We start from the raw sequence: 12,322 nt of genomic DNA on the forward strand, positions 1-12,322 counted from the left end.
GGCCCGGGTCATGCCCGTTGCCCTCGCCATGTCGCTCAGGGTCATCTTTGGCTTGGTGCGCGAAAATGCCGAAATGACCTCGAGACCCCTGGCCAGCGAGTTGATGAAGTCCCGATCGCTGATGCGGGTGGGAACGGACTCATCGTCCATTCCCGGCTCTATCTGATCTTCCAGGATCTCAAGGGATTTCGACATATTGTTATTCGCTTGCCTTTGTCAGTGCGCGATGCACACGTATTTGATTTCAAGGAACTCATCAATCCCGTGGTGTGAACCTTCGCGACCCACACCTGACAGCTTCCAGCCGCCGAACGGGGAGCCCTCGTAAGAGGTATTACCCGTATTGACGCCGACAACACCGAACTCGAGCCCCTCGGTGACACGCCAGATACGGGCATTATCACGTGTAAATACATACGCTGCCAACCCGTACTCTGTATCATTCGCGACACGAATGGCATCGGCCTCCTCGGTAAAGCGGAAAAGAGGGGCGACCGGACCAAAGGTTTCCTCGCGCGCAATCTTCATGTCGGCGCTGGCGTTGGCAATGACGGTAGGCTCAAAAAAGGTGCCGCCGAGGGCGTGAGGCTTGCCCCCGGTTGCCAGCGTGCCGCCGTTGGCGAGGGCATCCTCTATGTGTTCCTGAACTTTCAGCACTGCGTCAGTGTCGATCAACGGTCCCTGCTCGGTGCCTTCCTGCATGCCGTCGCCGACTTTCATGGCACCCACGGCTTTGGAGAACGCCTCGACAAAGTGGTCGTAGATGCCATCCTGCACATAAATCCGGTTGGCGCAGACACAGGTCTGTCCCATGTTGCGGAACTTCGTGGCAATGGCGCCTTTTACGGCAACCTCAAGGTCCGCATCGTCAAACACCAGAACCGGCGCATTGCCGCCCAGTTCGAGCGACAGTTTCTTGACTGTCGGTGCGGCTTTTGCCATGAGGTGGCTGCCGACTTCGGTAGAACCGGTGAAGGTGATCTTGCGCACCAGCGGGTTTGTCACAATTTCCTCACCGACAACCGAGGCGCTTCCGGGAACGACCTGGAATACGCCTGCCGGCACGCCTGCCCGCGACGCCAACTCGCCCAGTGCGAGTGCCGACAGGGGGGTGGCGCTGGCCGGCTTGAGTACCATGGTGCAGCCGGCGGCCAGGGCGGGCGCCGCCTTGCGCGGGATCATGGCCATCGGGAAATTCCAGGGTGTGATGGCACCACACACGCCGATGGGCTGCTTCATGACCATCATGCGGCGCTCGCGGTCGGGGCTGGGGATGGTCTCGCCGTAGACGCGTTTCGCCTCTTCGGCGAACCACTCGAAAAAAGCGGCGCCGTAGAGGATCTCTCCCCGCGCTTCTGCCAGTGGCTTGCCCTGCTCGGCGGTGAGAATGCGCGCCAGGTCTTCACTGTTGGCGACCACCAGATCAAACCAGCGGCGCAGTATCGCGGAACGCTCCTTGGCGGGGCGCGCGGCCCAGTCTTTCTGGGCGTCGGCGGCGCCCTCAATGGCGTTGACGGTGGCCTCGCGATCGGCGCCATTGACCTCGACGATCACCTGGCCGGTTGCTGGGTTGTACACCGGAATGGCAGGCCCGCCCGCCGAGTCCGACCAGGCGCCGTTGATGAATACACCGGTACGTAGAAGTTCTGTGTCGTTGAGCTTGAGCATAGTGTCGTGGCCACCGTTAACGTGTGATAGTAAAGCTAGTCTGCCGCGGAGCCTGGCTGGCCGGCCACGCGGCCTGCGCTGAAAGTCTGGTGTCGACACCAGACGGGCGGTTAGAATAGCAGTTTATGTATATTGCGAACACCTGTTCGCTGGAAGTTCGCTACACTTCAGGTTGCCCGCGCGACAGCCTTTGCAGACCAGAGAGAGAGCCCCGTGTCCAACGCTATTGAAAACCCCGTAAATGCCAGCCTGCTGTCAGATCTGGACCGCCAGCATGTGTTTCACCCGTTCACGGCGCTTGGCAGTCACGAGCGCGATGGTGCGCCGATTGTGATGACCCACGCCGAGGGCGTGATGATGCATGACAGCCAGGGACGCGATTACATCGATGCCATGGCGGGCCTGTGGTGCGTCAACGTGGGCTACGGTCGCGAGGAAATTGCCAACGCGATGCGCGACCAGGCGATGGAGCTCTCTTACTGCCACGCATTTTCGTCCATGGCCAGCGACAAGCCGGCCATTCTGGCGGGGCGTCTGATTGAGATGGCGCCGGTGCCCATGTCGAAGGTGTTCTTCGGCAACTCCGGATCGGATGCCAACGACACCCAGGCCAAGCTGGTGTGGTACTACAACAACGTGCGCGGCAAGCCGGCGAAGAAGAAAATCATTGCCCGCCAGCGCGGCTATCACGGGGTGACGGTAATGTCCGCGGGGATGACCGGCCTGCCCGGGCTGCACGCCGGGTTCGATCTGCCGCTCTCCTTCATCAAGCACACCATGGCGCCGCATCGACTCTGGGAGGGCCACGGCCTGAGCGACGCCGAGTTTGTGGCAAAACTGGTGGACGATCTCGAGCAGCTCATCGCCCGGGAGGGTGCGGACACGATCGGCGCCATGATCATGGAGCCGGTCATGGGTGCCGGTGGCGTTATTGTGCCGCCACAAGGCTACTACGAGGCAATACAGAGCGTGCTCGACAGGCACGATATCCTGCTGATCGCAGACGAGGTTATCTGTGGTTTCGGGCGGCTGGGGTCGATGTTCGGCTGTCAGGCGATGGGCATGAAGCCGGACCTGATCACGGTGGCCAAGGGCCTGACGTCTGCCTATTTCCCGCTGTCGGCCTGCATGGTTTCGGACAAGGTGTGGCAGGTGCTGGTTGCCGGCGGCGACAGGTTCGGCGCTTTCGGGCATGGCTACACCTACAGCTCGCACCCGGTGGGTGCCGCGGCGGCGCTGGCCAGCCTGGATCTGCTCGAGAAGGAGAACCTGGTGGAGCAGGCGGGACGGCGCGGCGAGCATTTGCACAGGCGCCTGCAGGCCGCGTTCGCGGACCATCCGCTGGTGGGTGAGATTCGCGGCTTTGGCCTGATCGGGGCGATTGAACTGGTGGCTGACCGCGATGCGCCAAAGGCCTTCGATCCGGCGCTCAAGGTCGCCCCCAGAATTGTCAGCGCTGCGCGCGACCGCGGCATCATCAGCCGCGCCCTGCCGGCTTCGGACAGCCTCGCCTTTTCGCCGCCGTTCGTGATTACCGAGGCGCAGATTGATCGCGTGGTCGAGGGCGTTCGGGAGGCGGTGGATGAAGTGGCCGCCGAGCTGAAGGCCAGCGGCGACTGGTCAGGTTAAGGAGAGTTCGGAGGGGGGATCGGGGCTGGCGTCACGTCACGTCACGCCACCGCCCCGATCCTCAAGCAATCTGGGGCCTTGTCAGGCCACGCCGCGCTTGCGCTTCCACGCCCGCCAGGTCATGGCCCAGTGATCCGGCTCTTCCAGCGGCTCCACTTTCACTTTCTGTACCGCCTGATTGTGCGGCGCGGTCTGCACGATTTCAGGGTTGCTGTAGGCTTCATCCGACACCTGCCTGAGCACCGCAATCCAGTAGTCGATATCTTCCAGTGACCACATCTCGCCGGCCTCCGGCGTGAACGGATGCGGCACGAGCCACGGTTCATGGGCCATCCAGAAGGCGTCGATACCGAAATCCACCATGCGGTTCTGCACGTCGGCGACGGTGACGCCGGTATCCTCGTACAGCTCTTCCAGGCTGTAGCGCGTCATTTCCAGGCGCCAGCCGTCTATGTCCGGGTGCGAGCGTGTCACGCCGCGGATTTTCAGAAGTTCCTTCTCCATGTAGTTGTTCAGGAGAACCGAGATGTCGGCCGCCTCGCTCAGGCCCTCAAGTCCCATCGCCCGTGTCCAGGCGTAGGCCTTCATGACCTGCTGCAGGTTGCCGTAGTACTCGCGCACCTTGCCGATGGAGTGTGGGCCGGGGTCAGTCAGCGCATAGCGTCCGTTGTCCAGCGTCACCAGCGGGCCGGGCAGATAGGGCTTTAGCTTCTCGCTGCAGCCGTAGGCGCCCACCGCGGGGCCACCGCCGCCCTTGGGCACGCCGAAGGTCTTGTGAAGCATGAACATGCAGGCATCGAATCCCAGCTCGGCGGCGCGGATCTTGGTCATCACGCCGTTGAAGTTGGCGTGGTCGTAGAAGCAGAGGCCGCCCGCCTCGTGCACGATGCGCACCCACTCCTTGATCTCCGGGTTGTACAGGCCCATGTCGTCGGGATTGTTGATCATCAGCGCCGCCGTACGGTCCGAAACCGCGGCCTTCAATGCGTCGAGTGAGGGGTAGCCCTTTTCATCGAGCGGCAGGGTGATCACTTCGAAGCCGGCGGTGTTGGCCGTGGCGGGACTGCAGGGGTGGGACTGTATGCTGGTGATAATCTGGTCGCGCTGCTTCAGTTCGCCGCGTGCGGCGTGGTAGGCGCGGGTAATACAGGTATGGGTATAGGCGGCGTCCGCGCCACCGGCGGCCTGAAAGACGAACTGGTCCATGCCCGACAGCTCGCGCAGCATGAGGTCGAAGTTGTGCACGCCCTCCAGCAGACCCTGCAGGGTTGACGGGTCCTGTTTCGGGTGCAGCTGGGCCATCTCCGGACGCGCCGCAAGGCGCTCGTTCACCCGCGGGTTGTACTTCATGGTGCAGGTGCCGAACAGGCTGATACCCATCATGCCCAGGGTTTCCTGGGACAGATGCAGGTAGTGGCGCAGGATATCGGGCTCTGAGAGCTCCGGCAGGGCCGGCCGCTCGGGCCGCGCCATGGCTGCGGGCACAAGGGCCGCGGCACCACCGACGGCCTCGGCCACGGCGTCCTCGGCCACGGGAAAATGTGCGCCGCGTCGTCCCGGCACGCCCATTTCCATGATGACAGGTTCGTCCCAGATCGGCGCCTGGAAACGGCGGAGTTTGACGGGTTTGGACATCAGCTGCATACCTCCTGCAGAGTGTTGGCGAGGTGGTCGATATCGGTCTGGGTGTGCAGTTCGGTCACGCAGTAAAGCGCACTTCTGCCCAGCTCGGGGAAGGTCTCTGTCAGGTCAATGCCACCGAAGATGCCCCGCTCGAGGAGCGCGGCGTTGATCTCGGCGACGGACTTCCCGACCCCATCGAAATTGACCACAAATTCCTTGAAGAAGCCCTGCTGTCGTGGCACGGATATGCCCTCAACGGTGTTGAGGCGCTGCGCCGCATAATGTGCACGCTGAATGATCAGCTCGCCGAGTTCGCGCATGCCCTCCGGGCCCAGCAGTGACAGGTATACGGCACCGGCGATGGCGTGCAGGTAGGTGGAGTTGCCGGTCCAGTCCTTGCCATCCTCGCGAGAGCCGTAGGAGCTCTGGTGCATCAGTGCCATTGAGAAGCCGACTTCGCCCTCGCGCGCGGTGTCGGCGATGCTCAGCATCAGGGTCGGGTACTCGTGGGCGTAGCGGGGCTCGTCCCGCGAGGCGATAAAGCCGCCGAGCCCGCCGCCACAGCTCATGGGAACGCCCATGGGCTGAGTCGAGCCCACGATGATATCGGCGCCATAGTCCCCCGGCGCCTTGAGAATGCCGAGGGAAAGCGGGTCGACGCCGACGATGGTTTCGGCTCCCGCCGCGCGGGCCATGGCTGCGATTTCCTCAGCCTGGGTCTCGATGATGCCCAGATAGTTCGGCGTTTCGAGGTAAACCGCCGCAACGCTCTCATCCAGATGCTTCTTCAGGTCGGCCAGGTCAAGCGCGCCGGTGGCCGGATCGCTGGCGATGTCGACCATGGCGATATGCGAGGGCATTTCCTCCGGCTCGCAATAGTTGGCGATGACGGCGCGACGCTCGGGATCGAGAATGCGCGGCAGCAGCACCTTGTGGCGTCCGGTCAGTCGCGACGCCATGCGGATGGCGTGACCGGTGGCGCAGCCCCAGCTGTACACGGGCATGCCCACCATGTCGGCGGCAATCAGCTCACCCAGCTGGCTGTTGAACTCGAACCAGACCTGATTGCGGCCGTGATCCGAGGAAGGCGTGCCCCACACCGGCGTCAGGAATTCGCTGCGCGACATGATCTCCTGGCAGACGGCCGGCACATAGTGCTGCCAGCAGCCACCTCCGAGGAAGCTAAGGTGGCTCTCGCAGGACTGGTTCTTTGCCAGCAGCGTGCTGATATGTCGGTTGAGTTCGACCTCGGCGCTCAGTGTCGGCGGAAAATTGAAGGTGCCAGCAACCCGGTGTGAAGCCGGTATCTGCTCGAACAGTGCCTCGACGGAGTCGATGCCAAGTTCCTGCAGCAGCTCCTGCTTGATGCTGTCGACCGAGTTGGGCATGAAGGGATGCGCTCGGCGAACTGCCTCTTTCATTCTGGTATCTCCCAGCGTAAAGTGGATTTTGTGCGCATAACGCACAATTGATGCGTATTAACCAGATAGTGCCTTTTTCTGTTCCTGTTGACAATGATGATGGTCGCCGTCGTCAAATCATGTCGGGCAGATCCTGTGCACGCAGCGGGCGAAGACACATGAACGGTAACAGGAAACGCGTGGGCCTGGTGGTCAACCCGGTAGCGGGGATGGGCGGTGCGGTGGGCCTGAAAGGCACGGACGGGGCTCTGGTCGAGGAAGCGCGTCGCCGCGGGGCGCAGCCAATGGCGCAGAAGCGAGCGGTCACTGCGCTTGAAGCCCTTCAGCGGGCTGAGCAAACCATCGAGGTTCTGACCTGCGCCGGAAGCATGGGCGCCGATGCGGCCGGGGCGGCGGGCCTTCCGCACCGCGTTGTGTTCCACCCTGATGACCCCCCGGGTGCGGCGGATACGCGTAATGCCGTAACTACGCTGCTGCGGGAGAATGTGGAACTGCTGCTGTTCGCCGGCGGCGATGGCACCGCGCGGGAGGTCATGGCGTCGGCGGCCGCTCATACGCCCGTGCTGGGCATTCCGGCCGGCGTAAAAATGCATTCTGCCGTGTTTGGGGTCACCGCCATGACGGCGGGGGATGCGGCGCGGGCGTTTCTCGATAGCGGCTGTCCCGAGACGGCGCTGATACCGGCGGAGGTTATGGACCGCGAGCCGGGGGAGAATGGCGAGCCGGTGGGCTCCCCGGTGCTGTATGGCTATCTCCGTGTCCCGGCGATGCCCCGACTGATGCAGGCTGCCAAGGCGGTGGGCGCCAGTGATGACGCGGCCCTCGGTGGGGCACTGCAGCGCCTCGCAGATCAGGTTCAGCGGGACGGGCTGTGCGTTCTGGGCCCGGGCGCCACGCTGTTGCGCCTGAAAAACCTGCTCGGCGCAACGGGCACCCTGCTCGGCGTCGATGTCTTTGACCACGGCAGGTGCGTTGCCTGCGACGTCGATGAGCGGCAGCTCTGGTCGCTGGTGCGCGATCGGGAGGCCCGGATCGTTGTTGGCGTCATCGGCGGCCAGGGCTTTCTCTTCGGTCGCGGCAATCAGCAGATCAGCGCCCGCGTCCTGGCGCGCGTCGGGCGACAGAACATCGACGTGGTGTCATCGGCGGCGAAACTGGCCAGCCTGCCGGGTGGCGTACTGCGGGTCGATACCGGCGATCCGGCGGTGAATGCGTCGCTCGCGGGTTATCTGCCGGTTCTCACGGGTAGTGCACGACAGACGCTGTGCAGGGTGATCGATGCGGATACGGAACCTGCCTGACGGTCTGCTGCGTCAGTATTTTACTTCTTGGGCGCAACATTGGTACGCCTTGAGAACGTGGACAGGGTGGTATTCCTGCGCTCTGCACCGGGCTTTCTCGTTTTCTTGTTGACAAAAGTCGCGCTGCTGACTATTTTTGCGTTATCAATTTGCGCACATCTGTGCGTAATGCAACCGAAAAAGAGAGTCAGTCTGCCGTCTTGCGGTGTAAATGCCGCCCTTACCAAACACTAGAGGTGACCTCACTTATCGGTTTTTACGGTAAACCCCTTGGCCCATCGAGCAGGTTATACTGCCAGATGGGCTTTTTTTTGAGTTGGCACTTCTGAGGTAGAACCATGGCGAAGCGACGAGGCACCACGCTGGCGCGACTGATGCAATCCACCCTGGCTGTCGCGATGTTTGCTTTAACGCCGAACCTGGCCGACGCGGATGACTCCCGGGTGCCGGATATCGACAGGCTGGTGTCGTTACCCACCCTCAGTGGAACCCCGCCCTCCCGGCCCCTCTGGTCCCCGGATGGCAGCCACCTGGCCTTTCTCTGGAACGACAGCGGCTTTCCGTTCCGTGACATCTACGTTGTCGATGCCGCTGGCGGCGAGCCACGGCAGCTGACGGACCTCTCCCCGGGAGCCTCAGAGCAGGCGACCTTCGGCGATCACCTCGGCGAAAATACGTCACTGGAGGCGCTGGAGCAGGCGTCTTCGCGCAGACACGCAAGCGGCGTCGGCAGCATGATCTGGTCGGCGCAGGGCGACAGTCTGTATTTCAATTATGCGGGCAAGCTGCAGCGCGTCAGTCTGCCCGATGGCAGGCTGGAGACGCTGATCGATGAGCCGGCGGGTCGCTCCAGCCTGGCGCTGTCGCCGGATGGCTCGCACCTGTCTTTCCTGCAGGACGGCGATCTGTGGCTATATCGCTTCGACGGCGGTTTCCTGATGCGCGCCACGCACGTCGGCGTCCCCGCAATCGGCGGCGTACCCATGGGTGCCTACAACACACGCGATCGCGAGTACAGCCGCTACCGCTGGTCTGCCGATTCCCGCTACATCGCGCTGGAATACGTGGATCGACGCGATGCGCACATCATGCAGATTCCGTCCTACCTGCACGACGAGCCACTCCTGCACAAGGTGCGTCGCGTCTATCCGGGCCAGGAGGGTGTGGTGCGCAGGGTGGGTATCTACGATGTCAGCAATGGGGTGGTCAGCTTCCTCGATCTGGAAGAGCCAACCCGGCGTACGGTCATGACCCTCGAGTGGTCGCCGACGGCGCCGGAACTGCTGGTGCAGCAGGATACCTACGACGGTGAACACCGCTGGCTGTTCGTGGCGGACGCCGCTACCCGCGATGTGCGAGAGGTGCATCACGACTACCGCCCACGCCGTATTTACGCGCTGTTTACTGCGGCCTGGGACCGCGAGGGCTCACGCATCATCTATGTCGGCGATACCGATGGCTGGTACCGTCTGTATTCGGTCTCCGCAGACGGCGGCAAGCCCACGATCCTCACCCGCGGCGACTTCGATGTCACCGGTCCGGGGTTCTCGTCGGCCATGCTGCAGGTAGATTCGGGCAGCGGCGACATCTTCTACACCTCGAGTGAGGCGGATCCCGCTGAACGACAGGTCTATCGCATGTCGGCAGATGGTGGCGGTGCGAGACAGGTGACGTCGGTGTCGGGAACCCATGGGAGCGCGGCGCTGTCGCCGGACGGCAACCACCTTGCCAGCATTGTGTCGGGTGACACCCGGCCCGGAGAGCTGTATATCGTGAATGCCGGTGGCGGCGACAGCCGGCAGGTCACGCACTCGCCACTGCCCGCATTTGCCGATTTTCCCATGGCAAACGTGCGCTACGTGAGTTTCCCGAGCCGTATCGACGATTTCACGCTGCGCGCCCGGATTATCGAACCCGCAGACCTCGATCCGAAAAAGTCCTACCCAGTGATTATCGGCAACGTGTATTCGGCCACGGCGCGCAACCAGTGGACCTGGCCGCGACCGGTCAGTCTGCTGCAGCATGCCATGGCGCATGACGGCGACTACATCACGGTGCAGGTGGATCTTCGCGGCAGCTCAGGCTACGGCGTGGACTTTCGCGAGGCCTTCCAGGGCGACTGGGGCGGCGGTGACCTGGAGGATCTGCACAGCACGGTGGATTACCTGAAAACCCTGCCCTACGTGGACGCCGATCGCATCGGTATCTGGGGCAACAGCTACGGCGGCATGATGGCGCTGTTTGCGCTGTTCGAGCGACCGGGCATGTTCGCTGCCGGAGTGGCGGGATCGCCGGCCATCGACGTGAACTACTTCACCCAGAACGACCAGCATCTGTCGCGGCGGCCGCATACGCATCCGGAGACATTCCGGGATTCGACGCTGCTCAACTACGGTGAAAAGCTCGAGGATCCGCTGATGATCATCCACGGCCTGCACGACGATATCGTGCCCTGGAAGACCACCGCGGCGATGATCGAGAAGCTGATGCTGCTGGGCAAGGACTTCGACATGGTTGTGCCGCCGCAGTCCGCACACTGGTGGGCTTACCCGGAGCACTACGCGGTTCATACCTTCCGCAAGATGCGGGCGTTCTTTGACCGGCACGTGGGAGCGGGTGCGCGGGAGCGCTAGCGGCGCTCATCACCAGAACAGCGGGTCGCTCAGCACAATAGGTGCCAGTCGCGTGAACAGCAGCCAGAAGCTGATGGCCACTGCCAGCGTCAACGGCAGCACGACGCGCAGTGCCCGGCGCGGATCCGGTGACAGGGCCAGCATACCCACCGCAGTGAAAAGGAACGTTGCGGTGACAAGCCCCATTTCCTGAACCGCGTGGAAGAACCCCAGTCCCCACAGACCCGTGCACAGGGTTGCCCCTGCAATATCGCGGCCCCTGTGCATGCGGGCCGCGGTCAGATTATCACTGCCCGCAGCGTGGCCACGCAGACGCAGGGCAAGCAGCAGGGCGCAGCCCAGTATCAGGCCGCTGGCGATGACCGGCACCAGCCAGGGATTGCCGCCCGGGCTTGGTCTCCAGTCGGTCACGACCGCGTGAGCGATCACCGAGCAGGCGAGCACACTCAGGGCTATCACCAGGCCCTTCCCGGGCGCTGGCGTGTCCGGCACGGCGCCTTCGGGTGTCTGTGTCGGCAGGCTCATTCCCGCCCCACCAGGACGAAGACCAGCAGCAGCGTTGCCGCGATGCCATAGATGGATAGCGCAATGGGGCCGCTGAAAAAATACCCGGGTTCGTTGAAGCCCAGAATCAGGCTCTGGCGCAGCGCGCGCTCAAGTCCCGGCCCGAGAATGAAGCCTAGCGCCACCGGCGCAATGGGCATGCCGACCCCGCGCATGGCAACCCCCACGATGCCGGCCGCCAGAAGCACCCAGACATCAAAGGTCGAGTTGCCGATTGCGTAAGTGCCAAGTATGGCCAGCGCGAGAACGACCGGCAGGATGTAGCGCGGTGGCAGCATCGACAGGCGGGCGTAATGAGGAAGCAGCAGCTTGCTGGTAATGAGGGTGAAAATACTGCCGTAGAGCAGCAGTATGAAAATGGCGTAGACGATGGTGAGGTTGGATTCGATCATCATCGGCCCGGGCGTGATGCCCTGGATAATGAAGGCGGCACCGATCAGCGCCGCGCTGCCGCTGCCCGGCACGCCGAAAGCGAACAGCGGAATGAGTGTGGCTCCGGCCGTGGCGCTGTTGCCCGCCTCGGGTGCCGCCACCCCTTCAAGCGAGCCCTTGCCGAATCGGTCGCTATTGCGCGAAACCCGCTTTGCCAGCCCGTAGCTGAGAAAGCCCGCCAGCGTCGCGCCCGCGCCAGGCAGTGCGCCGACAAAGGTGCCGGTCGCGGCCCCGGTGACTACGGCGCGCCAGAGTGTGGCGTATTCGCGCAGGCTCAGCCTGTCTGCGTCTGGGTCGTAGCCCTCACCGGCAGTGCGTTGCCTGACCCCGGCCTCAAGATGCGCAAAGCGTTCGCGGAAAATCCGGCCTGCCTGCAGCATGATTTCGGAAACGGCAAACAGGCCAATCAGCACCGGCACCAGGCCCAGCCCCCCGGCAAGATCGGTCGAACCGAACGCATAGCGCGCGGCGCCGCTGAACGGATCGCGGCCCACCATCGACAGCAGAATGCCGACTGCGGCGGCGCTGAAGCCGAGGGCGACCCTGCCCTTGTCAAGGGCGGCAATAATCACGATCGAGACGGCGTAAAGCGCAAAAAACTCGCGCGGACCGAACTGGAGCGCCAGTACCGCGAGGGGCGTGGCGATGAAGATGAGCACCAGAACGCTGGTGAAATCCCCGATGATCGAGGAATACAGCCCCGTGTGCAGCGCGCGATTGGGAAAGCCCGCCTGCTTCAGCGGGAAGCCGTCGAGTATCGTGGCCGCCGCGCCGGGCGTTCCCGGAACACCGAACATGATGGCCGAGATGGAGCCGCCGAACAGGCTTCCCTTGTACAGGCCCATGAGCATGCCAATGGCCGGCGCGATATCCATGGTGAAAACAAAGGGCAGCATCAGAGCCATGGCCATGTCGCCGGAAATACCGGGTATGGCACCCACGGTCACCCCGAGGATGACGCCGAGCAGAACGGCGATCAGGACTGTGGGCGACAGCGCAACGTCGAGCGCCGAGATGAGCAGTTCAAGCATCCTTGCGTTTCTCCCCGCCT

Annotated in this window: 8 protein-coding genes and 1 pseudogene; 3 read left to right on the top strand and 6 right to left on the bottom strand. The window is 63.3% G+C overall.

Annotation, left to right across the window (positions count from 1 at the left end):
• Window positions 1–3: 3 nt before the first annotated feature.
• Both EV688_RS17860 and EV688_RS04635 read right to left on the bottom strand, forming a co-directional pair.
• Window positions 4–195: pseudogene (locus tag EV688_RS17860) on the bottom strand (helix-turn-helix domain-containing protein); the annotation flags it as partial.
• Between the two features lie 21 nt (window positions 196–216).
• Window positions 217–1,668, bottom strand: coding sequence for an NAD-dependent succinate-semialdehyde dehydrogenase (locus EV688_RS04635; RefSeq protein ID WP_117317299.1), 1,452 nt, complete (start codon window positions 1,666–1,668; stop codon window positions 217–219).
• Window positions 1,669–1,881: 213 nt separating this feature from the next.
• Between EV688_RS04635 and EV688_RS04640 the strand changes: the two genes are divergently transcribed.
• On the top strand, window positions 1,882–3,297 hold the full coding sequence (locus EV688_RS04640) for an aminotransferase (protein ID WP_240624335.1): 1,416 nt from the start codon (window positions 1,882–1,884) through the stop codon (window positions 3,295–3,297).
• A gap of 81 nt (window positions 3,298–3,378) precedes the next feature.
• Here EV688_RS04640 and gcvPB read toward each other — a convergent pair whose 3' ends face one another.
• Together gcvPB and gcvPA are read right to left on the bottom strand one after the other, a co-directional pair.
• On the bottom strand, window positions 3,379–4,932 hold the full coding sequence (gene gcvPB, locus EV688_RS04645) for an aminomethyl-transferring glycine dehydrogenase subunit GcvPB (RefSeq protein WP_117317560.1): 1,554 nt from the start codon (window positions 4,930–4,932) through the stop codon (window positions 3,379–3,381).
• Window positions 4,932–6,341, bottom strand: a complete 1,410-nt coding sequence (gene gcvPA / locus EV688_RS04650; protein WP_117317297.1) for an aminomethyl-transferring glycine dehydrogenase subunit GcvPA — start codon at window positions 6,339–6,341, stop codon at window positions 4,932–4,934. The genes gcvPB and gcvPA overlap by 1 nt, the downstream gene beginning before the upstream one ends.
• Before the next feature lie 158 nt (window positions 6,342–6,499).
• Between gcvPA and EV688_RS04655 the strand changes: the two genes are divergently transcribed.
• On the top strand, window positions 6,500–7,642 hold the full coding sequence (locus EV688_RS04655; protein WP_162883885.1) for an ATP-NAD kinase family protein: 1,143 nt from the start codon (window positions 6,500–6,502) through the stop codon (window positions 7,640–7,642).
• Window positions 7,643–7,980: 338 nt separating this feature from the next.
• Window positions 7,981–10,275 carry a prolyl oligopeptidase family serine peptidase gene (locus EV688_RS04660; RefSeq protein ID WP_117317293.1) on the top strand — a complete coding sequence of 765 codons (2,295 nt, stop codon included), beginning with the start codon at window positions 7,981–7,983 and terminating at the stop codon, window positions 10,273–10,275.
• Window positions 10,276–10,284: 9 nt separating this feature from the next.
• Here EV688_RS04660 and EV688_RS04665 read toward each other — a convergent pair whose 3' ends face one another.
• Both EV688_RS04665 and EV688_RS04670 read right to left on the bottom strand, forming a co-directional pair.
• Window positions 10,285–10,800 (bottom strand): tripartite tricarboxylate transporter TctB family protein, encoded by a 516-nt coding sequence (locus tag EV688_RS04665; protein WP_117317291.1) that lies wholly within the window; start codon window positions 10,798–10,800, stop codon window positions 10,285–10,287.
• The gene (locus EV688_RS04670; RefSeq protein ID WP_117317290.1) at window positions 10,797–12,302 is read right to left on the bottom strand and encodes a tripartite tricarboxylate transporter permease; all 1,506 of its coding nucleotides are present in this window, start codon (window positions 12,300–12,302) and stop codon (window positions 10,797–10,799) included. Before EV688_RS04670 ends, EV688_RS04665 begins: the two co-directional genes overlap by 4 nt.
• Window positions 12,303–12,322: the final 20 nt, after the last annotated feature.

This window comes from Chromatocurvus halotolerans (assembly GCF_004340525.1).
In the GTDB taxonomy this organism is placed as follows: Bacteria; Pseudomonadota; Gammaproteobacteria; order Pseudomonadales; family Halieaceae; genus Chromatocurvus; species Chromatocurvus halotolerans.